Origin of the sequence: Segatella copri (assembly GCF_026015295.1) — a bacterium.
Lineage (GTDB): Bacteria > Bacteroidota > Bacteroidia > Bacteroidales > Bacteroidaceae > Prevotella > Prevotella copri_C.
In genome coordinates this window covers 556,837-580,590 of record NZ_JAPDUW010000001.1, presented here as the reverse complement: position 1 = coordinate 580,590, position 23,754 = coordinate 556,837, and the positions used below count along the sequence as shown (strand labels likewise).

Here is a 23,754-nt window from a genome sequence, read left to right as displayed (position 1 = left end):
CCGACAACAGAGACACATACATACAAGGATAATGAAAATTTTAAGACTCTTAACAGTATTAGTAATAGCAGCGCTTACTTTCGCTGCATGTGATGATACCACCGAGGGAATCGGTGGTAGCATCACTAATAAGATAGACAACATTAACATTTCCGACTCAGCGTTCAATGTTACCACAAAGTCTATAGTAGCAGGTGCCGTATTGAGCCGCAACAACACGGGGCTCATCGGAAAGATGAAAGACCCGGAAACCGGCAACTATGTAAAGGGCGACTACATGACCCAGTTGAGCGTATTGCCTACTTTCTCTGTAGATACACTCGATTACATCAAGCAGGCAAACAACGGTTCTATCGAAGCAGACTCATGCTACCTCCTGGTTTCATACAATGCCAGCTACGGCGATACCATTGCCCCAATGAAGGTGACAGCCTATGAGATGACAAAGCCGATGTCAGAAGATAAGGAGTATTACTCTGATTATGATGCCTTCGAGAAAGGCTGGGTAAACGAAAACAACCAGCATTGGAGCAGTAATTACAACTTGAGCAATACATCAGATGTCAAGAACTTCAAGATTTACTTGAATAAGAAGTACAAAAAAGATGGTAAGACATACAAGAACTATGGTTCTTACATCATGCAAACATACGCTGAACATCCTGAGTACTTCAAGACCAACTTCAAGTTCCTGCACAATGTCTGCCCTGGCTTCTACATCAAGAATGTAGGTGGTACGGGTAACATGGCTAAGATCTGGAATACAGAGCTTATCTTCTACTGGACCCGTCACAAGACCATCAATAAAGACAGTACAGCTGTAAGCATCGGATACAACCGTTTCGATGGTACAGAAGAGGTATTGCAGCTCAACAAGATTGAGAACGATACCGAGAACTTGAAGAAGTTGGCAAGTAAGGATCAGGAGAAATGTACTTATCTCAAGTCACCGGCAGGTATCTTCACCGAGGTTACCCTCCCTATCGGAGATATCATGAAAGGTCATGAGAAGGATACGCTCAACACAGCTACCATCTCTTTCCCACGACTCAACAATGAAAACGAAGACAACCCATACAACTTTGCTACACCAAGCACCATCCTGATGGTTCAGAAAGACAGTTTGAAGTCGTTCTTCGAAAAGAGCAAGTTGGCTGACAACCGTACTTCTTATACGGCAAGCTACAGCAGTACCGGCACCTACAAGAATGCCTATACATTCCAGAATATCGCCAATCTGGTTTCTGCCATGTATAAGAACAAGGGCAAGGGGGAAAACTGGAATAAAGTAGTACTGGTTCCTGTAAACGTCATCACAACCACACAGGGCTATACTACCGTCATCTCCAAGATTAATCACGATATGTCACTCGCTTCTACCCGACTCATCGTGGGTACGGATGATCCTGACAAGGATTATACCACAGACAAGAAGACTGGTAAGAAGGTGGCATCTGGTCCGATCCGAATCAAGGTGATTTACAGTAAGTTTAAAGAAGAATAAGCATTCATAACGCAAAGTAAAAAAGGAAACGAAACATGGCAGATAATTTTTTGGAGCGTCATCGCGAAGAATACGAGATACGCAAGGCTGCATGGCTCAAGAAGAAGAAACTATTCATGAAGTCAGGCAAGAAACAGAAGCCCCAGACACAGATGCCACGTCCTGAAGACGAAGCGTTATAAACACGACAATATTCAGAATCCTGAGAAAGAGGGTGTATCATAAAGCATTTGATTGTTTATGATACACCCTCTTTACTTTGCCGGTTAATCCTTAAAAACCGCCGCATAAGTACAATAAAAGCCATTTAATACAAAATAAAGCAAAATTAATTTGGAGTTTACCCATTTTTTTTATATCTTTGCATTGTGAACTTAAAGTATTAAATATTAAACAGACAAAAAGCAATAAAATAAAAATAATCAAGATATTAGTAGAGATACTGGTCTATGGGTTTAACTTTTCTAAGAACTTGCATTTAAGGATACAAGATATTTGCAGGATACAAGTTACTTGCAATATATGAGATACTTGGTTTATGTTTATAGATAATGGAGAAATTACTCTCATAAAGAATTTGTTTTTAAGTTTAAACAAAAATGCTAAAGTTAGATGTTAGTAATTATAAGTCCCCGTAGTGACCGTGAGGCTACTGCGGGGACGCTTTTTCAATTTATAGTATATAGAAACAAAAAGGGCAAGACCAGAGATGGTCTTGCCCAATCTATTTTTATAACTCTTTATCTATATTATAAGATTCTACCTGTAAGAGAGAACTTCAAAACAGGATAAACCTTCAAGTCTTTTACGAACTTAGAGAGATCATCCTCGCCAGCATCTTCCAATGCCTTATTGATATCTATCTCGTTACCATTCTGGTAAACCTTGAGCTTACCCATGAACTGGCAACCCAACTCAAAGCGGCAACCGATACGGTTCTTAGGAACCAGACGGCCGAAACCTAAACCGAGGTATGGACGAACATTCTTGCAACGGATATCACCCTGAACATTATAGTTCTCATCGAGTTCCAAGTTGTAACCACCCAGGTTAGCTGATAAAGCCTTACGGAACTGACTCTCCAAGTTTGGATTATCTTTCAAGTATCTATTAGAGAAGTCACGAAGTTCATCGCAAGAACCAGTAACCTCGGCAATCTTCTCACCACCAATTGACAAACCAGCAGCGATAAAGAACTTGCTGCCACCACCGAATGGATAGAGATTAGCCTTTACATTAAAGGTGGTACGGTCGAATGAGCCTTCTGCATGAATGGTTGCACCGGTTGGGTAGTGAACATTAGGTACTTGAGGCAAAGAACTGGTATTGACATCTACATCCAAATCACCAGACAGTTTGAAAGATGGCATGATGTTCACACCTGCTTCTACCTCAAGGAAGTTAGTAACAGGAGCAGCCACACCAACACTAATACCCTCGGTACCTGCACCCACATTAAGACCTACATGGTTAAAGATACCGCGCTTGTAATCGCTCTGTGCCATTACACTTCCTACACCAGCAAGCAGAATTACTGCCATCATCATTAATTTCTTCATAATCGTTCTGTTTATAAGTTAAATATTAAACGTTTTTTGCATATCGTTCGTAAATATGCTACAAATATAAACAAAAGTTACAAGAAGAACAAATAATTACACAAGAAATTAAGACTCTTTAGTACTTTAGCATACTAAAGAGCCCTAATATATTATTAAAAACGCAAAATCAGACTACTGAACTTAATCTACTACCGTAAACTTGGCATATTTCAGCAGAAGCTGTTTGGTGCCAGAATGAACGAACTCAACCGTAGCCTTTGTATTCTCACCAGTACCTTCAATCTTCAATACCGTTCCCCGTCCAAAACGCTGATGGTCTATCTTCATTCCCTCCTGCAAACCACAAGATGAACTGCCAGCAGATGAAGCTGTAGAAGAAGAAACTGATGCTGCAGAAGATCCAGTACCGCGAGAAGCAGGATGAGAAGAATGCGTCTCCATGTAACGCTTCGCTGCATTCAGCGCTCTAACAGACTTGAAATTACCTTCAGAGAGAGATGAGCGTCCGGAAACAGACGAGCGTCCGGAAGTACGTGAGGTCTCTGGTTCATCATCAAAGAGAGAAGGCTTAGGATCTGCCACAAACTGCGATGCTACCGGTTTGGAATTCTGATACCTGCTACTGTATCTAGGCTGCTCAGCATCCTCCCACGGTCTGCGAGGACGTTGCGCTCTCGCCCACTCCGGCTGGTCAGACATAGAGCCAAACAAGCTTCCACCAGCCTCATCCTGGCTATCAATCAACTTGCCGTCAATCTCATCGATAAACCGACTCGGATTATCAAACTCCATCTTGCCATATCGCCAGCGGTTCTTGGCGTTCGTCAGGATACAATGTTTCTCAGCTCGCGTAATGGCAACGTAAAGCAATCTCCGTTCCTCCTCCAGTTCTCTGAGCGAAGCAGCAGAAAGCGGACTCGGGAAGATATTCTCTTCCAAACCAACCACGAAGACCGTAGGAAACTCCAGACCCTTGGCAGCATGAACCGTCATCAGAGAAACACGAGGTTCATCCTTATCACCATCGCTGTCAGCATCGGTAAGCAGTGCCACATCCTGCAGATAATCCTGCAGGAAGAGTTCATCGAACCTACCCTCTTCACGGCGTTCCTCCACAAAAGCCGACATACCGCTCAAGAATTCCTCCAGGTTCTCCTGACGTGCCAGATCATCGGCATCCTTGCCCGACATGATATCCTGACTGATACCACTCTCCTTGATAATGGCATCACCCAATTCATAGACATCTGTAGTTTGAGCCCGTTCGATAAACGAAGAAATCAGCAATCTGAAGGTTTCCAGCTTGTTCATCGTACCCTTGTTAACCGCCAGTCCATACCGCTCAGGGGCACCGATTACCTCCCAGAAACTCACCTGGTTCTGATGGGCACAGTCAGCAATCTTCAGCACCGTAGTAGCCCCTATTCCACGTGCCGGATAGTTGATGATACGCTTGATAGCCTCTTCATCATCCGGATTCGCCACCAGACGGAAATAAGCAATAATATCCTTAATTTCCTTGCGCTGGTAGAAACTCAGTCCGCCATAAATGCGATAAGGAATACCCTGCTTTCTGAACTCCTCCTCGAAGCTGCGGCTCTGGGCATTGGTGCGGTAGAGAATGGCAAAATCACTATACTGGCATCCATCCTCGCGCCGGATACGCTTCACGTCCTTCGCCACAATCGCCGCCTCTTCCTTGTCGCTGTAAGCAGGCTTATACTGAATCTTCTCACCCTTCGCATTCTCGCTGAACACATCCTTAGGAATCTGGTTGCGGTTATGCTTGATCAGACTGTTAGCCGCCTCAACGATGGTCTGGGTAGAGCGGTAGTTCTGTTCCAGTTTGAAGAGACGCGTGCCCTGAAACTGGCGCTGATAGTTGAGAATATTATCGATATTGGCACCACGGAAACTATAGATACTCTGCGAGTCATCACCCACGGCACAAACACGCTGTTTCTCCTGACAGAGTTGCATGACGATAGACATCTGAACGTGGTTGGTATCCTGATACTCATCCACCAGGACATAATCGAAGCGGGCGGCATATTTGTGGCGAATATCCTCATGTTCCCTGAAGAGCTGATAGGTAAGTGTCAGCAAATCATCGAAATCCATGGCATTGGCCTGCTTGCAGCGCTGCACGTAAGCCACGAAAATCTTACCAACCTCAGGCATCTGCGCACGCTTGTTCTGCTCGAAGATAGCCGCATCGCTCTCATAAGCCGCAGCACTCATCAGGTTGTTCTTCGCCATCGAAATCTTGGCATGAACGGCAGCAGGCTTATACTTCTTATCATCCAGCCCCATCTCCTTCACTATCGCCTTGATCAGCGAGCGCGAGTCACTTTCGTCATAAATGGTAAAGTTGTTGTTGAAGCCGATATGCTCAGCCTCCGCTCTCAGGATTCGGGAGAAGATGCTGTGGAAGGTACCCATATAGAGATGCTGGGCGAGATCATTTCCCACCAGTTTTCCGATACGTTCCTTCATCTCCCTTGCCGCCTTATTGGTAAAGGTGAGCGCCATGATGCTCCAGGGTTTCATGCCCTGGCTCAGGAGATAAGCTATCTTATAAGTAAGCACACGCGTTTTACCCGAACCTGCACCGGCAATCACCAGTGAAGGTCCGTCAATATATTCTACCGCAGCACGCTGCGCTTCGTTCAAGTCTTTCAGTAAATCCATGAATCAATATTTGAGGCAAAAAACTATTTTAAGGTCACCCCTATCAACTATAAACTATAAACTATCAACTAAGTATTACTTTCCCCTATATCCTCCCACAGCCGTGCCCGGGTCGAAATCTTCGCCCTCACGAGGGAAGGTAGGGATAAATCTCATCTGATGTTCTATCTGTCGCTGGCGCTTCTTCATATAAGCGCTAGGATGCAGCGAACTGAATTTGCGCGGATTAGGAAGTGTAGCTGCTATCAGCGCACACTCGCCACGAAACAGATCTTTCGCTTTCTTGTCGAAATGATATTCTGCAACCGCATCCACACCATAGATACCCGGTCCCATCTCAATGCTGTTGAGATAAACCTCCATGATGCGCTGCTTGCTCCACATCATTTCGATGAGGAAGGTAAAGTAGACTTCAAATCCCTTGCGGGTCCATGAACGGCCAGGCCACAGGAAGACATTCTTAGCAGTCTGCTGACTGATGGTACTGGCTCCATGCACCTTTCCACCACGTGCATTATTCTTCGCCGCACTCTCGATGGCATTGAAGTCGAAACCGTGATGCTTCAGGAATCTCGCATCTTCGCTCGCCATTACCGCCACTGGCATGTGAGGCGAAATCTTATCCATCGAAACCCAATGATGATGCAGGGTAATACTCTCTCCATCAGCTACTTGCTGGAAGCATCGGATAAACATCAGAGGAGTGACATATACAGGAATGAACCTATATGCCACTACAGCAAGAATGGTGGTACTGAAAAACAGCACCACCACCCATTTTACTATATTCTTGATTTTCTTCAAAATCATCTATTTAGTTTTTCCCTTCCGGGAGCATGAAACTTATTACTTCAATGTACCGTTGTTGGCTGCGTTAACCATAGCCTGACTAGCATACATGTAAACCTCTACACGACGGTTCTGGGCGCAAGCAGCAGTAGTATTAACAACAGGGTTAGCAGAACCAAAACCCTGAACATTCTTTACCTGACGGCTGGTAACACCGCAAGAAGCAAGATAGTTGTAAACTGCCTCAGCACGCTTCTGGCTCAATGGCAAGTTGATACCATCATTACCTGTAGCATCGGTATAACCCTGGATAGAAACCTCGCAGTCGGTATTGTTCTTCAATACGCCGGCAAACTGAGCCAAATCAGTCTTTGCGCTGCTGCTGAGAGTAGAACCGTTAGTTGGGAAGAGGATACCAGAAGCAAATGTTACCTTAACGGCAGACAAGCCATTGGCATCTGTTACAGTCTCAACCTGTGCATTCTTCACCCGTTCAGCCTCAGCCTTCACCTTATCCATGTGCTTTCCGATGAGGTTACCAGCACCGCCACCAACAGCTGCACCGATAGCAGCACCTACAAGAGCACCTGTACCACGATGGCTATTGTTGAGCAATCCACCAACGAGAGCACCCAGAGCTGCACCAGAACCGGCACCTACAGCTGTACCAGTCTTCTGATTGGTTCCACAACTTGAGAAAAGCAAGCACAAAGAGAGGCCTGCAACTGCAAAATTAGTCTTTTTCATTTTAAAATCTCCTATATTTATGTTATTTAATTGCAAAGATAACTCTTTTTTCTCCATAATGGAGAGTTTTCTAATATTTTTTTGTATTTTTGCATGCAAATTTAAGGGTATTTGTCGAAATAGAGCTAGGAAATCACCTATTTGGGGGTGGAAAATCCCTAAAAGTAGGATTTCAGACACCTGCAGACAGATGAACTGCCGTCAGCAGATGATGAAGGCTCATGCTTATACCTTAATATATAAGTAACAGAAGAAATAAAAAACAAAATAAATAGAATAAAGCAATATGGCTAAAGAACTCAAGAATTTAACCAAGCGCGCTGACAACTACAGTCAGTGGTACAATGATTTGGTAGTAAAGGCTGATCTCGCTGAGTTGTCACCAGTTCGTGGTTGTATGATTATCAAACCATACGGTTACGCTATCTGGGAGAAGATGCAGCAGCAGCTCGACAAGATGTTTAAGCAGACAGGTGTACAGAACGCATACTTCCCTCTCCTCATCCCGAAGAGTTTCTTCTCTCGTGAGGCTGAGCACGTGGCAGGTTTCGCCAAGGAGTGTGCCGTAGTTACCCACTACCGCCTCCGTTCTACAGAGGATGGCAAAGAGGTTGAGGTTGATCCTAACGCAAAGCTCGATGAGGAGCTCATCATCCGTCCTACTTCTGAGACCATCATCTGGAACACCTATAAGAACTGGATCCATTCATGGCGTGATCTCCCTATCCTCTGCAACCAGTGGTGTAACGTAATGCGTTGGGAGATGCGTACCCGTCCGTTCCTCCGTACTTCTGAGTTCCTCTGGCAGGAGGGTCATACCGCTCATGCCACTAAGGAAGAGGCTGAGGCAAAGGCTCAGGAGATGCTCAAGGTTTACGCTGATTTTGCAGAAAACTACATGGGTGTTCCTGTATTGCAGGGTGTGAAGAGTGAGACTGAGCGTTTCGCCGGTGCCCTGAACACTTATACCATCGAGGCAATGATGCAGGATGGCAAGGCTCTCCAGAGCGGTACTTCTCACTTCCTGGGTCAGAACTTCGCCAAGAGTTTCGATGTAACATACTTGAACAAGGAGAACAAGCCTGAGTATGTATGGGCTACTTCATGGGGTGTTTCTACCCGACTGATGGGTGCCCTCATCATGGTTCATAGCGATGACAACGGTCTCGTATTGCCTCCAAAGCTGGCTCCTATCCAGGTGGTTATCGTTCCTATCAACAAGGGCGACGAGCAGTTGGCTCAGATTACTGCTAAGTTGCAGCCTGTCATCGACCAGCTCCGCGAGTTGGGCATCACCGTGAAGTATGATGACAACCCTGCCAAGCGTCCTGGATTCAAGTTCGCTGACTATGAGTTGAAGGGTGTTCCTGTACGTCTGGCTATGGGTGGCCGTGACTTGGAGAACAACACCATCGAGATTATGCGTCGCGATACCTTGGAGAAGGAGAACGTAAGCTTCGACGGTATCGTTGAGCGCGTAAAGAATATGTTGGAAGACATCCAAAAGAATATCTTCGAGAAGGCTCGTGCTTACCGTGATGCTCACGTTTACGAGTGCGACAACTACGAAGAGTTCAAGGAGCGTGTGAAGAACGGTGGTTTCTTCCTCTGCCACTGGGACGGTACAGCCGAGACCGAGGCTAAGATCAAGGAGGAGACTCAGGCTACCATCCGCTGCGTACCTTTCGCTTACGAGCAGACTCCAGGTGTAGATATGGTAAGCGGCAAGCCAGCCGTAGCCCGTGTCATCATCGCAAGAAGCTATTAATCATCCCCGGTGTCGGGAGTTCATCCTGACACTATAATATATTTAATATGAGGCAGTTGATACTATACATCCTTTTTCTGGTGTCCATGGTCTTCTCAGGCTATGGAGAGGTATCTGCTGCCTCTATTTCTTTTACTCCCGAGGATTCTTATACCGAAGATGCAAGCCATAAGAAAGATGGTTTGGCGAAGGTTGAGTATGACAAGAGCCAGCCTGAGGCACAGCTTGAAAACGCCTCACAGCTTGCTTACCGCATCTGTAGCAGCCGTCCGCAGCGCTTATTGCCAAGTGGCAACATGCACAACAGTCAGACTGCCAGTAGATTGCTTACAAATAGAATCCGTTATTTATCATCCCTTTTATCAGCTATAGAAGGTGGCATGGAGCCTTTCCGACAGGAAACAGCCCCAATCCACTTTGATGTCGCCAGCAAGTATTATGTCATTTGCCTGCGACATCTGCTCTGTTAGTGCTTATTCTTTTCTCTTTTTAAAATTTCATATAGGTTTATCGCATCATTCCTAAGATTTGCGATAAGACTGGTTACACCCCTATTCAAAACAAAAAACAGTTCAATATATATTATTTTTCAAGAATTAAGAATAAGCAAATAACAGTATAAAATTATGGCAAAGATTAATCATTTAGAGATGGGTGCTGATGTTTTGGCACTCCAGGATGTACAGGTAAAGAAAGGTTTCATGGGTTTGACAGTCAAGCTCATCTATCAACCTACCAACAGTGTGATTAAGATAAAAGAGAAGGAATATTCTGCAGAGGATGGAAGAAAGCTTGAGAACATCCTCAGCGCAGCCCCAAAGGATGTAGAAACAGCGATCAGCAACTTCCCTGTTTCTGCCATCAGCATGGGTAATATGAAGTTACAGGCTTGCATCTCTGACGACCACCAGTTTGTTGCCACACAACTCCTTGCCTTCAAGGATTTCGGTTACAAGCCGGTTACAGAGATGAAGACCTATACAGGAAAGACAGCCGAAGCTTTCGCTCAGTTGTTTTAGTTATATCACAGTTTCGGGACAGGGGACAGCACAATTCCTCTGTCCCTTTTTTATTTTATAGGTATAGGATGAAATCTTTATTTGAAAGAAGGCGGTTCATTCCCCTCTTCCCAATTACGGTAATGCTTAGGCGACAGACCGGTATGTTTCTTGAAGAAGGTTCCGAAGGCTGAAGCATTGGGAAAACTGAGTTCATTGGCTATCTGCTGTATCGTCTTCGTGGTGTTCTTCATCAGATAGATACTGCGACGGATCATCGCTTTGAAAAGCAACTGCTGGACCGTCTGACCGCAAACTGACTTGACCAGTACCGACAGATATTTCGGTGTAAGACAGAGTTCATCTGCATAGAAAGCCACACTGCGCTCACGCATATAGTTCTTCTCTATCAACAGCACCAGCGACTCAAAGATGGCAATCTTCCGTTCCATCTCCTTGCCGGCAGCCTTGAACGATGCCGAGAAGATGCTGCACAACCGGTACGTAACAGCCATCAGCAACAGTTTCTGCTCATGCACACAATAGGCATCCAATTCACCACTCTTCTCTTTTTCCAGCTCCAGTTTCCTCAGCATCAGGGCATAAGAAGTAAGCATATCCTCATAGCCCGTCGTCCTGACATGGCAGGGTTTGGGATAAATCGTAGCATAAAGACGCATGGTAACCACGGTATTGCCCAACATGTGACGAATCTGTTCAGCACGGTAAAAAAGAAGGGTATATTTAAGGTTCTTTCCCGTTTCCTGCACATGAAACATCACTCCTTTGGAGAGGAAAACGGTCTCACCCTCAGATGCAACAAAGGATGTTCCGTCTACGCAGAAACGGAACATCCCCTGATGACAGATTACGATTCCGACATAATCGGAGTAGAAAGGCTGCATCAACAGCTGAGGAAACTCATGAGCCTCATATATGATGATATTATCTGTTATTTTCATGATGAATATGGGTCTGTTATCTTCAGATTTAACTGCGAAGATAACAAAAATATCCATTCATCAGATGAGCAGCCTGTATCTTTTATGATATTTTAGCACTCCCCTACCTTCTTCCCAGGGATTTCACATCTACATTCTTCAGCAGATACTCACGCGTCAGTTCCCCGATATTGCGCTTGCGCCAAGGGAGAACGAGCATCAGTCCGGCACACAGCAGACAGCCGTAGAAGGTCCAGCCTGCCATCTCCTTGATACTCACCAGCGTGGCCTGTACCTGTACCTTTCCCTTAGTACTCATGGCCGCCATGTTCTGCGCCTCGGTTACACTCTTGCCCTGATATTGCATGCCTCTCACCGTCTGGTCGTAAGTCTTTGCCGTCTCGATGTTCGTGCGGTCGTAATCCTGGGCAAAGCGGGTTACATAATACTGCTGTCTGTGCTGCAGCACATTGGTATAGAGCGCAGAGCCGATGCAAGGGGCAATGACCATACGAACGGTAAGCATGATGCAAACCCAGGTTGACATGAAGCGGTAAGGCATGCGCTGGTTGGCTATCGTAGAGATGAGCGAATAGAGCAGCATCATTCCCGTAGAACGGATGATGATAGGCCATTTCATACGCTCATACATACCGTCGTTCTGTACCTCGAAATACATGTATAGCGCATAGGCTCCGATAAAGAGGAAGCCCAGACAGTACATCCACTTCAGGTGAACATTCTTGGCTCTGGCGATGACGGCGAATATCAGTCCCACGGTGTAGCCCACCATCACCCAGTTGCCTAGCGTGGCATTCTGCCAGTTATCTATCTTCATACTCACATTGGTGAACACGTTGACAAACATGGCACTCGAATTGCAGACCATCAGCAGGAAGAAGAGCAGGATGCCGTAGTTGATGACCCTGAGCTGGAACACCTCCATGATGAAATAAGGTGAACGCCTCGTCTTCTCCAGATAGATGAACAGGGCGGTAAAGATAAGACAGACCACCGAAGAGAAGCGGATGGTAGGATCATCAAACCAGTCGAGTGTCTTACCAAATACCATGACATAAGCAAACGAACAGAGCATGATACTGAACACCGTAACATTGCCAAACTTCGACATCGTTATCGGGAACTTAGGCGTCGGATACTCATGATAAGGCATGGTGAAGAACACGATGATGATGCCTGCCAGCATGAATGCCATCATGAAATGATAAACATACTGCCACTCATAGGCATAGGCAAGCCATGCCGTTAGCCAGGTTCCCAACTGTCCGATAATCATGAAGAAGAGATAGATGACCGGCTGCGAAACCATCTTCTCCGAATCTACCGCATCCCATGCTTCCTCGGTAGTAGGCTCACATCCCGGCGTGATATTCCTCGTAGCCTCTATTCCGAAACCGTATCTGATGAGCACAAAGAGATGCGCCATCAGCAACGTCTGGCGGACAAAACCCATCAGCAGACTGCACAGTCCGAGTATAAACAGCGAGTCGGTCTGGGCACACACGAAACTGAGGATAAAGAGAATGGAGAAGCCCACGATACACATCATCTTCTCTCTACGGATGCACACCAGATCATAGAAGAACGGCGAGAAAGCCGCCATTCCTATCGAGGTACAGAAGCCCGCAAAGGCGATGTATTCCGACTGGATGCCGAGCCCGCTCATCATCTCGCCGCTGTTGGCAGAATAGACGCCACTCATCGTAATCATCGGCACGAAGAGGATGATCATGAAGATGATGCCGAGCGGTTTGGGCACCCAATCATAAAACGGATAATTCTTATATTCTTCTTCCATATATTACTTCATTTCCATCTAGCTGTTTTTTACTTTCTCTCAGCCTTGACAACCACCATCATGCCGGCAGCAAGATGCTCATTATCCTCTTTGCTGAGGTTGTTGAAATCGATTCTTACAGGCACACGCTGCTGAATCTTGACAAAGTTGCCAGCCGAATTGTCTGTAGGTACCAGCGAATATTTCGAACCGGTAGCACCAGAAATGGCGGTCACCGTACCCTCAAACTCCTTGTTACTGATGGCATCTACGGTCATACGCACCTTCTGTCCTACATAGAGATTCTCTATCTGGGTTTCCTTATAGTTGGCAATCACCCATTTGTTGTTGGTTGGAATGATGTAGGTAATGGTGGTTCCTGCATTCACCATCTGTCCCTCCTCGATAGAGCGGCGACCCAGTTTACCGTCGCAAGGGGCCACAACCACACAGTAAGAGAGATTCAGCTTTGCCATCTCTACGGCAGCCTCGGCACGCTCGATGGAGGCAGCCACATTCTGCTTGCGGGTAGTTACCTCGTTTACTCCCTTATAGGCAGCAGCCTGCTGCTTCTTTACCCCTTCAAGTTTCTTCCTGGTAGCTGCATATTCCACCTCCAGCTGTTCGAGCTGGATAGGAGTAGCCGCCTTCTTTTCTACCAGGTTGCGATAGCGTTCGCAGTCCTTGGCAAGTTTGGCAAGTCGTACATTTATTTCATCGATAGATGCCTGATAGATAGAAGCTGATGTCTCGGTGGTCTGCTCTGTAGCGTTGATGACATTGGCTCCTGCCTTGGCATCCTTGAGGGCTGCTTCAGCCTCCATCAGACGGATACGATACTCCCGGTCGTCGAGCACAAGGAGGGTATCTCCCTTGTGTACTTCCTGATGTTCTCTGAAGCATACCTTGGCGATATAGCCGGATGCACGGAGATTAACCGGCGAGATATATTGCTCTATCTGAGCATCATTGCTCGTTTCGTTAGAGTTATAATCGAGGAAGAGGCATACGATTTTCCAGAGTCCGAAAGCCAGAATAGCAACACCTATCAGACTGGCAACAATCTGTCTTACGCGCTGTTTCTTGAGTTTCTTCCTGGTTTCTTCGTGAGATACCTGTGTAGCCTCTGCTGTTTCTACATTTTTATTTTCGTTCTGTTCCATAGTTATATTGTAATTTGGAATCAGGGAATATGAAGTAAACTTTTTTACATCCCGTTTTCCTGTTTATATTATATTTTTTAATGATTTATTCTTCTCCGTTATTTAGCAACCGAAATCTGGTTGAGCTGTCCAGTCAGCTTGAGCAGCGAGAGATTGGCAACCTTGTAGCGATAGTAGGCTGTGAGATAATTGTTCATCGCCTCACTCATGCGCATCTCGTCCTGCAGCACCGCTGTCATCGAAGCCACACCCTCCTTATACTGGTCGGCTGTTACGTTGTAAACATCCTGCGCCATGGTATAATTATCAAACTGTTTCTTGTAGTTGCGCTGACTGTTGTTCACCTCGCTCACCGCATTCATATAGTTTGCCTGCAGTCCCTTCAGGGCGTCCTCGTAACCGATGCGTGCATTCTCCTCCTCTATCTTCGCCTTTCTGATTTTAGAACGCTTTTCAAAACCATCGAATACAGGCACTCGCAGCTGGATGCCCAGACCATTGGACCCATACCAGTGGTTTGATTCGCCCGAATGAATCCAGTGATCAATCCTATCGGTAAAGGCAGAATACATCAGGTTTCCGGTCAGCGAGAGCGATGGCAGATAGCCGTCCTTGGCTAGTTTGGTCTGCTTCTGGGTGAGCAGTTTCTTCTGTTCCAGCAACTGGAGTTCGTAGAGTCCCGTATCCAGTCCGTCAGCCTTCACCATCTCAATCTTTCCCGGATCTACGGCTGTCACCTTCATCTCCTTCTCGGCAGGATAATCTATCACATACTTGAGCATGGTATACTGCTGTTCGAGCATGGCGATGGCGTTATCGCGCTGCACGGTGAGGTTCTCGATATTGAGATTCACACGCTTCAGATCGACCTCCAGACTCATCTGGTTGTCATAGAATGCCTGGGTGATGTTTCTGAGTTCTACCAGTCGCTTGATGTTGTCATCCGTCAGCCGAATCTGCTCAGATGTGTTCTGCGCCATGTAATACATCTTGGCAGTCTGCACGATGAGGTCTTCACGCGCCTTCTCATAAGAGAGTTGGTTGAGTTTATCGGCAATCTTGGTAATATCGATGGCGGTAAGAATCATCTGGTTATACAGTGGCATCTGCAATTGTACACCCGCCGATGTATTATACTGCAACGTCTTGGTTACATTATAAGGCTTGCCGTAAGCCGAGCCGTCGGTAACCGAAACAGGCGGCGTAAAGTTGTCGTTGAGCTGTGCCACCGCATTGATCTGCGGATAGAGTTTAGCCTGATTTTCGCTGATAGCGTACTTTCCCTTAGCTATTTCGTTTCGGCTGCTCTGGAGCGACAGGTTATTATCCACTGCCATCTGCAGACACTGGCTGAGCGTAAGCGTCTCCTGTGCGCCAAGAGTATGGAAAGCTCCGAGCGCGAAACATAAGATGATTATTTTCTTCATTTCTTCTTAATGATTTCTATTGATTTACGTTTCATTCATTATCTGGGTGCAAAGGTACGGCTTTTCGGTGATAAATGACTATTCACATCTTATCACAATATGTTCAAAATTTCCGAAAATAACAGGATATGGTTCAGTATCAGCCTCATCGGCCTACTGGCTTTCAGCTATGCGCTTCTCCAGAACCTTCTTCAGGTTATCAGCAGAGCCCATTCCCAACTTCTTTCTGATGTTGGCCCGCTGGGTAGTGATGTTCGATTCCGACTTGTTGAGCAGCGTGCAAATCTCACTCAGCTTTCTGTTCTGCAGGATAAGGTAACAGATTTCCTGTTCAGAGGCACTCAACTCGGGAAAGACGCGTTCTATGTTCTGTTTGCTCAATTCGCGGGTCTGGAGATATTGCATCACATTGTCTATGACATTCTTCTGCGAAGCCTCACCCAGAAGATCCAGCAAATGCGCGGTAAGTTTAACATCATGCCTTTCCTTCGCCAGAGCCACGTATGCCTTAATCTGCTTTTTGTTAATCTTCAGCACCTGGAGCAGTTCTTCCTCATCACGCTGCAACGTTCTGTTCGCATTGACAAGATACTCACCGTTTCTGGCAACAGCCAGACTCAGCACGCTGATAAAAAGCAATATGAGCATCATCATGAAGAAATAATCCATGAGCGATTCATCCCCCGTTACAATCACACTCAATATATAAACCCCAAAAGCTATTCCCACCAGCCAGCGTGTGAGACGCGCCTGATAAGCCGCCAGCGAGAAAAACATGTTGCCTGAAAGGATAAGCATATTGATGAGAATCACCATTCTGTTATCTTTCAGCGTAGGCATAAAGGCACTGTAGAGGATATCGGCTCCAATAAAGCACTGGGTGGCGATAGCGATACAAACGATTGCCCTCACCATTGGGATTTTCCCGAAGAGATAAGCCATGAAGGAGGATAACACGACAATAAGAAAAACGATGTTAGACACGGTAAAAAACGGATCAAAGGCTCCAGAAAAGCCCAGGATATTTGACAGGATGCCCAAAGAGAGCATCACGGAGAAACACACAAGGATAGCTTGACGTTGGCGGTCCAAGTAATTAGATTCTCTCTTCAGGAAAGAGAATCCTAACTGATGTATCTTAGATTTCTTTGCGTTCTTTTCTTTCATATTCATAATGGATAGATAAATTATTTCGTATTGACAGATGAGGCAGGTTTGCCCTGACTGACGAATCATTTTGCACAGACAGACGAATCGCTTTTTCTTCTTGCAAAAATAATAAAAAGGATTGGTTTTGATGTATTTTGAGGGATATTTTTTTATAATTCCAGAAAAATCAGCATTTTTCAGTGTACTTTTCTCCCTACCGAGAGTGGTTTTCCATTACTTTTGCATTTGAAAATTCAAATCATTTATCAATCATTTAATACTAATTAGGTATGAAAAAGAATATCACTTTCAACAGTAAGCACATACAATGGTTTCTGTTTTTATGCTTAAGTTTCAGCATCACATTCTGTATGTTTCTGCTATCTTCATGCAGCGATGATGACCATGAAGAAGTAAACTATCAGGCACACTATCAGGACGTACCAGCCAGTCTACTGACCGATGCCAAGAAACTGGAGATGGTCCGGTCCATCCAGGACTTGAAAGACGGAAGATTCTTCTATCTTGACTATACGGAGGATTACAAACTCTCTACCATATCAGGCTATAATCTTACCGACAACACCCAACTGATTGGTGCCGTATTGAAAACCCTCTGCGACAAAACACCATCCTGGCTCAAGGCAAGAGTCAAGCTGGATGCCGGCTGCAGTGCTTTTGCTGTTACGACACCAGATACTGGTGATTATCTGATGGGGCGCAACTTTGACTACTCTCACGATAATGAACCGATTGCAGCAGCCCTGGTTCGCACGGCTCCAGAAGGTGGACTGAAATCCATCAGCATGGTGGATGCCTACTGGATAGGTTACCGACAGGATCTCTGGCATTACATTCTATATAACAAGGAACAGTTTGAGAAGTATAAGACACAAGACCTTTCCTATATCATGGCATTCCCATATCTTCTGATGGACGGCATGAACGAGGCAGGCTTTGCCGTTTCCGTTCTTCATCTTGACGGCAAACCAACCCAGCAGGCAAGCACGGGCAAGAAACTGACTACAACCCTGGCCTTACGCATGATGCTGGATCATGCCAAGACGGTAGATGAAGCTCTCAAGATTCTGGACGGATATGACCTCTGGATACCGGATAATGACGGCAACTATCATTTCTACATGGCAGATGCCACGGGCCGTTATGCCATCGTAGAATTCGTATATGACAAGGATCACCAAAGCAAGATTTACATCGACGATGAATATACGGGTGAAGACGGAAAGACTCATTTCAAATATCCTGACGTATTGCCAAACACCCGCGAGGTGATAGAAAAGCGCTATGCCAGCAACTTCTATGTATCTGAAACCATGGCATGTTCAGATAAAGGTCCGAAACTCTCGAACCACGGCAAGACCCGCTACGACATAATGGAATTCGTCATCAAGCAGAACAGTAACCAGTTGTCAGAGGAAGGAGCCATGAATCTGCTCAATGGTGTGAGTCAGGCAGAAACTCCAGGCAATCCAACGAGCCATACCCAGTGGTCGGTGGTATACAATCTCTCCCAGCGCAAGGCAACCGTCTGCGTGAACAGAGACTACAAGAACAAGTTTACGTTCTATGCAAAATAACACATTTTATGCAAAAGAAGATTTTGCCGAGAAATAATATAAAAACAGGTCTAGCTACACCGCTCTTTGCGGGGTCGCTAGACCTATCTTCTTATAGTTCTTTCTTCAGTTCATTTTGGCATCCATGTGGAATGGACCCACTTTCAAACCTGCTGTAACCTCAGCACCAGCATCAAGAGCCGAGCTGCTTGACTGAAGGGTCTATACGCCCACCTCTCATCGTGGCATATAGACCCTTGTCGTTTTCCCGTGAGGCGCAATGTGCACCAAACCTGTTAATTATAAGTAATAAAAACAAAAAACCTATCGTTTTTGTTACTTATGTGAAACAAAAAGAGTATCTTTGCGAAAAGTTTTACTCGTATGAAACAAAAAATATTAGAAAGACTAGGGTATTCCAATCGTATCGAACGCATGTTTGGACGTGGAATGATGATGCTTCCTTGAACCTGTATCTGCAGTATGGCGGGCTCCCTCAGTTGCGCAGTTTTGGATTGGAAAATACGGATTTGGTAGAAGATTATCTTGACAATGTGTATAATACGATAGTACTTCGTGATATCATAGAGCGAGAAAACATCAGAAACATACCATTGTTGCGAACGCTGCTGAAGTTTGTGAGTGATAATATCGGTAAACAATTCTCAGCAACGAGTATTGTAAAATTTCTGAAAAGCCAGAACACCGAAACGTCTGCCAAGATGATTCTCACGTATTTGGAGTATTTAAGCAATGCTTTTATTATCGATCGAGTTAACAGATACGACATTCATGGCAAGCGACTTTTCGAGTTAGGCGACAAGTTCTATTTCGAAGACCTGGGAATCAGGAATCATATTATAGGTGGCAACAGGCGTTTTGATATCGAAAAGGTGATGGAGAACGCTGTATATATCCATTTGTGCAGGATGGGGTATAAAGTATATGTTGGTCAGATGTATAAGGCTGAGATTGATTTTGTTGCCGAAAAAGCGGATAGTGTGGCGTATGTGCAAGTTACCTATCTGCTGGCTTCTGAGGAAACGGTAGAGCGTGAATTCGGCAATTTGAAACTGATAAAAGACAGTCATCCCAAATACGTGATTTCTATGGATAGGCTTTATGGTCAAACCAATATTGATGGCATTAAGCACATTCATCTGCGAGATTTTCTGAAAATGACTACTTTGGTTTGATGCCAGGTAGATTACAAATATCACCATATAATCAAGGGTCTATACGCCACCTGTTCATCGTGGCATATAGACCCTTGCCAACCAAGTTAATTGCAGATTTACTATATTATTCGGGCTTTGTATCAAAGAAACCGATAAACTCATCAAAATCTCGAAGAATGTCATTCAACTTAGGATTACTCTTTTGAACTATAATGGCTATGTAATTGTCAACTTCTTCATCCCTAAGAATAGAAACCTTGACACAAAAACGATCTCGTTTATCGAATTCGTTAAACCATCTGGTAAAAAGGCGAGCTCGCATAGCCTGTCTGCTATCACCCGTTTCACATTGATATAGAAGTATATCTGGATTCGTAAGAAAGAATTCCTCTATAATACATTGTATAGTTGCTTTAACTTTAGAATCGTTAGGAGAATTCTTCTTGTTTTCATTGAGAATGCCGAATTCATACGCTTTTTCATCCTCCCAAATATTATTGTTTTCTACAAATTCTATTCGATACTGAACACCATAATCTGTTAAGAACTTATATGATCCATTATCTATCCAGACCTTATAAGGAGAATGAAAATTGAGGCGAGTTAAGTTAAAGGCATGCATAACAGTCTGCAGCCTCCTCTCGTGCTTTAGCAAAGTCTATTTGAGCCTTTGCTTCCATTTCTTTTTTACGTCTAACCATATCTCGTAATACAGCAATTGCTTCTTCACGAGTTTTAATTTTTAAAGCCATACTTATTCATTTTAAAGTTCTACTTCTTGTTGGTTGCAAAGATAAGCTTTTATTTTGAAAGTGCAAAGAAAACGGGAGAAAAGTTTCGGGAAAATTTGGATTCCCGTATTTTAAAAGATAAAAGATAGCCATTCCATGCCACAAATGAAGGGTCTATACGCCACCTGTTCATCGTGGCATATAGACCCTTGTCCTGTCACATAAGAAACGCAATCTCTTACTTTTTCATAAACTTTTCACTGAAATCTCTTGCGGGTTTGAAAATAAAGTCGTAACTTTGCGGCATGGATTTTTAATACAGATGATTATGAAACAGGTAGAAGAAAGATATATCAGCTTGCTGACCGACTTCGGTTTCAAGCGAATTTTCGGAACAGCAATGAACAAGGATTTGCTCATTTGCTTCCTCAACAGCTTGTTTAATGGCAGACAGGTTGTGAAGGACGTGTCGTATCTGAATCCAGAGCATGTGGGAGATGTATATACCGACCGCAGAGCCATCTTTGATGTATATTGCGAGGGCGAAAACGGCGAGAAGTTCATCGTTGAAATGCAGAATGCCTACCAGACGTATTTCAAGGATCGCGCCCTCTTCTACTCCACCTTCCCTATCCGAGAACAGGCGCCCAAGGGGAATGAGTGGGATTTCAAGCTCAATCATATCTATACCATTGCCCTGCTCAACTTCAGCATGAACGAGGATGCATTCGACAAGGAGAAAATCCGCCATCATGTGCAGTTGTGCGACACAGCTACCCACAAAGTATTTTACGACAAACTCGAATATATCTATGTAGAGATTTCCAAGTTCAACAAATCCCTGGAAGAACTGGATACGCTCTACGAGAAGTGGCTCTATGCACTGAAGAATCTCTATAAACTTACCCAGCGCCCTAAAGAACTGTGCGACAAGGTCTTCGACCGTCTCTTCGAGGAAGCCGAGATAGCCAAGTTTACTCCGCAGGAAATGAGGGAGTACGAGACCAGCAAGATGGCATATCGCGACATCAAGAATTCCGTAGACACTGCTAAGCGTGAAGGTATAGCTGAGGGTAAGGAAATTGGTATGAAGGAAGGTATGGAAAAAGGTATGGAGAAAGGTAGAGAAGAAGGCAGAGCTGAAGGCATGAACCTGCGAAGCCTTGAAATTGCCAGGAAGATGCTGGCAAAGGGTATGGATGAAGCGTCTATCATGGATATGACGGGGCTGACGTCAGAGGAGATAAAGCTGCTGAAAGCAGAGATGTAGATTACGAATATCACCATATAATCAAGGGTCTATACGCCACCTTTTCATCGTGGCATATAGACCCTTGTCGTTTCCCGATTAAGAAAAGAGCACACAATGCAAACCAGTATAGGTAATTTCTAATAAAAGCAACCAAATTCTACATAATAGAATGTGGACTAGTACTAAAAACTACGAACTTATTTTTTTAAGCTCACGGAATTGAATTTATATTCGAGAAACGATGGGATGCCATACTCAACGCTCCCTTTATAATATTCTTTTGTCGGAGTCCAAAAATATTCATTTCCTTGCCTGTTTTTTGTCATAACTTTTTGGTTCTCTGACAAAACTAAATTTATACGTTCAGTGTCTACCCCAGGGTCAAGGATTCCGTCATAGTCATGAGATAGCCCTTTCACTTCAGTTAGCTCTCCAAAAGTAATTTTTTGTAAGTTTGTACATCCCCCAAAAGCATTCTCGTGTATTGAAGTTACATTTGGAGTATTTATTTCTTCCAAATATACACAATAGGCTAAACCTTCTACTCCAATTCTTGTAATATCTGGTAAATAAATGGATTTTAAAGCATCTAACTTGCCGTCCCAATTACTCAATCCTTTTGTCGGAATCTCCTTGCATCCTATTAAAGAAAGGTTTATGCTACCTGCTGTTCCACCATATAAAGCATCTTTAATTATGGCAAATACATTCTCTCCTGCATCAGAAGCAAGTATGAGTTTAATATTCGTTTTTCCTGCATCCAATTGCTCCTTAATAGTTTTCCCAAGATCTTCAGCCTCCATGTTGTCTGCAAAGACAACATTTGCATCCAAAGCATAACTTTTGCCATCAATCGTACTTTCTCTAAATGTATAATTAAGTAAAGAATACTCTTTCAATTTTATACCAATAGAGGTTTGAACAGTAAAATGACCATACAAATAGACATTACCGTTATTGTCTGGAGTCAAGGTATAGGTGTTGTCTGTTAGGGCAACAGTATTGCCTGGACTAAAATTACTAACTGTAACAGTAATGTCCTCACTATAATTTGTCGCAATGCGCAAGCGTGAATAGTTGCGTGTTGCCTTGGAAAATTCTACGGTTATAGCCTGACCATTAGGGGTGATATTGGCTTTTCCCTCGATGTATTCATCGGTTCCAGCAGCCTTACCTTCTTTCAAAACTAATTTGCCGGCTTCCCATTTGTAATTAGGGGCATAATATACATGAGGAAAGGTTGGCACTTCGTCTTCTTTATAAGACAACTCGCCACTTGTCAATTCCCAGCTACTGCCATTATATTTAAAAGCAGCATACTTAGTCCCTAAAGTCTTACTGGTCATCTCCAGAAGCAACTCATCTCCTTCTGCCCATGAAGTCTTGCCTTCATCAGGTGTACCAATAGCACGAGTCTGTGAATCTCCGAATGCAGGAAATTCACCTACAACTAACTGTACGTTGCTCTTGCCTGTTGCTGCGGTTGTTTCTTCTATATCACTTGTGCATGACGCCATTACTATGGTAACGACTGCCAGCATGATGTATTGAAATATCTTGCGCATAGTTATATCCTCCATTGTTTATTTGAGTTCATCTTCGTTTGTCCAACCAGTCATATCATCTATGCTGATTCTTGTCAGTTCAACTTTGTCTTTTCCTACATCGAGTTTGTAGGTGTAGCGTTTACCCTCTTCAAAGTCTGTATCTGACTTCATTTTTGCATGGAAGTTTTTATCGCCTATCTTGAATTTCACGAAAATCTCGCCAGTTTTGTATGAACCAGGGATAACGATTGCTGAAAACATATCGCCGTCATGCTTACAGGCTTGTACCCAATCTGGATTACCTGTAGGTGTACTCATTTCAAATTGCCCATGGATTTGGTCTCTGTCAAATCTAACACTGTTGTGTTTAGAATACACTTGTGGTTCACTCATATCCATATTAGGATAATCTGCAGTACCAACATGATATACTATTGTAACCATAGACATACGATGCTTCATTGGAATATCTACATAATCTTTAGGGACATCGTACCAATATCCGTTTATTAAATCTGCAGCTTTCAACTTAGTCTCATCACTTTGGTCTGTATGCAAATTATAGATATGAGGAATGTCTATATCAGAAGGATACCAAGCAATCAAATCACGCTTTCCTACTTTTTCCCAACGAAGTCTTACGGTAGGTTCCCAACGGTATAACCCATTTTCTTCCACATATTTATATTCACCAGTTTTAGTTGTTTCATCACCGAAAATTTGCAGTACCCTTATTCGGTCCTTATTCTCCCAAATGTTGCCAGCCCCTAATGTATTGACACGAGTCTGCATACCTCCAACAGAGAAAGTTGCATTGATTTCCTGCCCATTCAGCGTTGGAGCCATATCTTCATTTTGCGTACATGCAGTAAAGCCCATAGCCATAAGGCCCATTACCGCATAGGAAATTCTTTGTTTTATCGTCTTCATAA

The 23,754-nt window shown here is 44.2% G+C and carries 21 protein-coding genes; 8 read left to right on the top strand and 13 right to left on the bottom strand.

Annotated elements, in window-relative coordinates:
* The first annotated feature begins 31 nt into the window (after positions 1–31).
* Together ONT18_RS02300 and ONT18_RS02295 are read left to right on the top strand one after the other, a co-directional pair.
* Positions 32–1,504: a DUF4270 domain-containing protein gene (locus ONT18_RS02300; protein WP_264903850.1), complete on the top strand. Its 1,473-nt coding sequence runs from the start codon at positions 32–34 to the stop codon at positions 1,502–1,504.
* A 35-nt stretch (positions 1,505–1,539) separates the two neighbouring features.
* The gene (locus ONT18_RS02295) at positions 1,540–1,686 is read left to right on the top strand and encodes a hypothetical protein (protein ID WP_022120923.1); all 147 of its coding nucleotides are present in this window, start codon (positions 1,540–1,542) and stop codon (positions 1,684–1,686) included.
* Positions 1,687–2,253: 567 nt separating this feature from the next.
* On the opposite strand, the gene ONT18_RS02290 is transcribed toward ONT18_RS02295, so the two are convergent.
* The 4 genes from ONT18_RS02290 to ONT18_RS02275 form a co-directional block, all read right to left on the bottom strand.
* On the bottom strand, positions 2,254–3,063 hold the full coding sequence (locus ONT18_RS02290) for a hypothetical protein (protein ID WP_264903849.1): 810 nt from the start codon (positions 3,061–3,063) through the stop codon (positions 2,254–2,256).
* Between the two features lie 183 nt (positions 3,064–3,246).
* The gene (locus ONT18_RS02285) at positions 3,247–5,757 is read right to left on the bottom strand and encodes an ATP-dependent helicase (RefSeq protein ID WP_264903848.1); all 2,511 of its coding nucleotides are present in this window, start codon (positions 5,755–5,757) and stop codon (positions 3,247–3,249) included.
* Between the two features lie 75 nt (positions 5,758–5,832).
* On the bottom strand, positions 5,833–6,567 hold the full coding sequence (gene mtgA, locus ONT18_RS02280) for a monofunctional biosynthetic peptidoglycan transglycosylase (protein ID WP_022120926.1): 735 nt from the start codon (positions 6,565–6,567) through the stop codon (positions 5,833–5,835).
* A gap of 36 nt (positions 6,568–6,603) precedes the next feature.
* A complete protein-coding gene (locus tag ONT18_RS02275; protein ID WP_153082016.1) occupies positions 6,604–7,293 on the bottom strand; it encodes an OmpA family protein in 690 nt (229 codons plus the stop codon).
* Between the two features lie 286 nt (positions 7,294–7,579).
* On the opposite strand from ONT18_RS02275, the gene proS reads away from it, so the two are divergent.
* The 3 genes from proS (at position 7,580) to ONT18_RS02260 (ending at position 10,080) form a co-directional block, all read left to right on the top strand.
* Complete coding sequence (gene proS / locus ONT18_RS02270; RefSeq protein WP_022120928.1) at positions 7,580–9,061, top strand: proline--tRNA ligase; 1,482 nt, start codon at positions 7,580–7,582, stop codon at positions 9,059–9,061.
* 47 nt (positions 9,062–9,108) lie between these two features.
* Positions 9,109–9,531 (top strand): hypothetical protein, encoded by a 423-nt coding sequence (locus tag ONT18_RS02265; protein WP_147347025.1) that lies wholly within the window; start codon positions 9,109–9,111, stop codon positions 9,529–9,531.
* 156 nt (positions 9,532–9,687) lie between these two features.
* A complete protein-coding gene (locus ONT18_RS02260) occupies positions 9,688–10,080 on the top strand; it encodes a hypothetical protein (RefSeq protein ID WP_118085548.1) in 393 nt (130 codons plus the stop codon).
* A gap of 77 nt (positions 10,081–10,157) precedes the next feature.
* Here the strand turns inward: ONT18_RS02260 and ONT18_RS02255 are convergent, their stop codons facing one another.
* From ONT18_RS02255 to ONT18_RS02235, 5 genes are all read right to left on the bottom strand, one after another.
* On the bottom strand, positions 10,158–11,021 hold the full coding sequence (locus tag ONT18_RS02255) for a helix-turn-helix domain-containing protein (RefSeq protein ID WP_181976423.1): 864 nt from the start codon (positions 11,019–11,021) through the stop codon (positions 10,158–10,160).
* A gap of 103 nt (positions 11,022–11,124) precedes the next feature.
* Entirely contained in the window at positions 11,125–12,819 is a 1,695-nt protein-coding gene (locus ONT18_RS02250) for an MFS transporter (RefSeq protein ID WP_264903847.1), read from the bottom strand.
* Between the two features lie 29 nt (positions 12,820–12,848).
* Positions 12,849–13,961 carry an HlyD family secretion protein gene (locus tag ONT18_RS02245; RefSeq protein ID WP_153137673.1) on the bottom strand — a complete coding sequence of 371 codons (1,113 nt, stop codon included), beginning with the start codon at positions 13,959–13,961 and terminating at the stop codon, positions 12,849–12,851.
* 98 nt (positions 13,962–14,059) lie between these two features.
* Entirely contained in the window at positions 14,060–15,388 is a 1,329-nt protein-coding gene (locus ONT18_RS02240; RefSeq protein ID WP_264903846.1) for a TolC family protein, read from the bottom strand.
* A gap of 153 nt (positions 15,389–15,541) precedes the next feature.
* A complete protein-coding gene (locus ONT18_RS02235; protein WP_147347233.1) occupies positions 15,542–16,555 on the bottom strand; it encodes a helix-turn-helix transcriptional regulator in 1,014 nt (337 codons plus the stop codon).
* 272 nt (positions 16,556–16,827) lie between these two features.
* Here ONT18_RS02235 and ONT18_RS02230 point away from each other — a divergent pair, with 272 nt between their 5' ends.
* Entirely contained in the window at positions 16,828–18,135 is a 1,308-nt protein-coding gene (locus ONT18_RS02230) for a carcinine hydrolase/isopenicillin-N N-acyltransferase family protein (RefSeq protein WP_264903845.1), read from the top strand.
* A 509-nt stretch (positions 18,136–18,644) separates the two neighbouring features.
* A complete protein-coding gene (locus ONT18_RS02225; protein ID WP_264903844.1) occupies positions 18,645–19,310 on the top strand; it encodes an ATP-binding protein in 666 nt (221 codons plus the stop codon).
* A 106-nt stretch (positions 19,311–19,416) separates the two neighbouring features.
* On the opposite strand, the gene ONT18_RS02220 is transcribed toward ONT18_RS02225, so the two are convergent.
* Both ONT18_RS02220 and ONT18_RS02215 read right to left on the bottom strand, forming a co-directional pair.
* The gene (locus tag ONT18_RS02220; RefSeq protein ID WP_118117046.1) at positions 19,417–19,914 is read right to left on the bottom strand and encodes a DUF6169 family protein; all 498 of its coding nucleotides are present in this window, start codon (positions 19,912–19,914) and stop codon (positions 19,417–19,419) included.
* On the bottom strand, positions 19,901–20,044 hold the full coding sequence (locus ONT18_RS02215) for a hypothetical protein (protein WP_153082491.1): 144 nt from the start codon (positions 20,042–20,044) through the stop codon (positions 19,901–19,903). The genes ONT18_RS02220 and ONT18_RS02215 overlap by 14 nt, the downstream gene beginning before the upstream one ends.
* Before the next feature lie 301 nt (positions 20,045–20,345).
* On the opposite strand from ONT18_RS02215, the gene ONT18_RS02210 reads away from it, so the two are divergent.
* Positions 20,346–21,293: an Rpn family recombination-promoting nuclease/putative transposase gene (locus ONT18_RS02210; RefSeq protein WP_264903581.1), complete on the top strand. Its 948-nt coding sequence runs from the start codon at positions 20,346–20,348 to the stop codon at positions 21,291–21,293.
* Between the two features lie 179 nt (positions 21,294–21,472).
* Here the strand turns inward: ONT18_RS02210 and ONT18_RS02205 are convergent, their stop codons facing one another.
* Both ONT18_RS02205 and ONT18_RS02200 read right to left on the bottom strand, forming a co-directional pair.
* The gene (locus ONT18_RS02205; protein WP_264903843.1) at positions 21,473–22,855 is read right to left on the bottom strand and encodes a leucine-rich repeat domain-containing protein; all 1,383 of its coding nucleotides are present in this window, start codon (positions 22,853–22,855) and stop codon (positions 21,473–21,475) included.
* A gap of 3 nt (positions 22,856–22,858) precedes the next feature.
* A complete protein-coding gene (locus ONT18_RS02200; protein WP_264903842.1) occupies positions 22,859–23,752 on the bottom strand; it encodes a fimbrillin family protein in 894 nt (297 codons plus the stop codon).
* Between the last annotated feature and the right edge of the window lie 2 nt (positions 23,753–23,754).

Excerpts from the sequence above, each read along its gene's own strand:
- ONT18_RS02300 (WP_264903850.1), top strand. The coding sequence starts at position 32 with ATGAAAATTTTAAGACTCTTAACAGTATTAGTAATAGCAGCGCTTACT.
- ONT18_RS02295 (WP_022120923.1), top strand. The coding sequence starts at position 1,540 with ATGGCAGATAATTTTTTGGAGCGTCATCGCGAAGAATACGAGATACGC.
- ONT18_RS02290 (WP_264903849.1), bottom strand. The coding sequence starts at position 3,063 with ATGAAGAAATTAATGATGATGGCAGTAATTCTGCTTGCTGGTGTAGGA.
- ONT18_RS02285 (WP_264903848.1), bottom strand. The coding sequence starts at position 5,757 with ATGGATTTACTGAAAGACTTGAACGAAGCGCAGCGTGCTGCGGTAGAA.
- mtgA (WP_022120926.1), bottom strand. The coding sequence starts at position 6,567 with ATGATTTTGAAGAAAATCAAGAATATAGTAAAATGGGTGGTGGTGCTG.
- ONT18_RS02275 (WP_153082016.1), bottom strand. The coding sequence starts at position 7,293 with ATGAAAAAGACTAATTTTGCAGTTGCAGGCCTCTCTTTGTGCTTGCTT.
- proS (WP_022120928.1), top strand. The coding sequence starts at position 7,580 with ATGGCTAAAGAACTCAAGAATTTAACCAAGCGCGCTGACAACTACAGT.
- ONT18_RS02265 (WP_147347025.1), top strand. The coding sequence starts at position 9,109 with ATGAGGCAGTTGATACTATACATCCTTTTTCTGGTGTCCATGGTCTTC.
- ONT18_RS02260 (WP_118085548.1), top strand. The coding sequence starts at position 9,688 with ATGGCAAAGATTAATCATTTAGAGATGGGTGCTGATGTTTTGGCACTC.
- ONT18_RS02255 (WP_181976423.1), bottom strand. The coding sequence starts at position 11,021 with ATGAAAATAACAGATAATATCATCATATATGAGGCTCATGAGTTTCCT.
- ONT18_RS02250 (WP_264903847.1), bottom strand. The coding sequence starts at position 12,819 with ATGGAAGAAGAATATAAGAATTATCCGTTTTATGATTGGGTGCCCAAA.
- ONT18_RS02245 (WP_153137673.1), bottom strand. The coding sequence starts at position 13,961 with ATGGAACAGAACGAAAATAAAAATGTAGAAACAGCAGAGGCTACACAG.
- ONT18_RS02240 (WP_264903846.1), bottom strand. The coding sequence starts at position 15,388 with ATGAAGAAAATAATCATCTTATGTTTCGCGCTCGGAGCTTTCCATACT.
- ONT18_RS02235 (WP_147347233.1), bottom strand. The coding sequence starts at position 16,555 with ATGAAAGAAAAGAACGCAAAGAAATCTAAGATACATCAGTTAGGATTC.
- ONT18_RS02230 (WP_264903845.1), top strand. The coding sequence starts at position 16,828 with ATGAAAAAGAATATCACTTTCAACAGTAAGCACATACAATGGTTTCTG.
- ONT18_RS02220 (WP_118117046.1), bottom strand. The coding sequence starts at position 19,914 with ATGCATGCCTTTAACTTAACTCGCCTCAATTTTCATTCTCCTTATAAG.
- ONT18_RS02215 (WP_153082491.1), bottom strand. The coding sequence starts at position 20,044 with ATGGCTTTAAAAATTAAAACTCGTGAAGAAGCAATTGCTGTATTACGA.
- ONT18_RS02210 (WP_264903581.1), top strand. The coding sequence starts at position 20,346 with ATGATTATGAAACAGGTAGAAGAAAGATATATCAGCTTGCTGACCGAC.
- ONT18_RS02205 (WP_264903843.1), bottom strand. The coding sequence starts at position 22,855 with ATGGAGGATATAACTATGCGCAAGATATTTCAATACATCATGCTGGCA.
- ONT18_RS02200 (WP_264903842.1), bottom strand. The coding sequence starts at position 23,752 with ATGAAGACGATAAAACAAAGAATTTCCTATGCGGTAATGGGCCTTATG.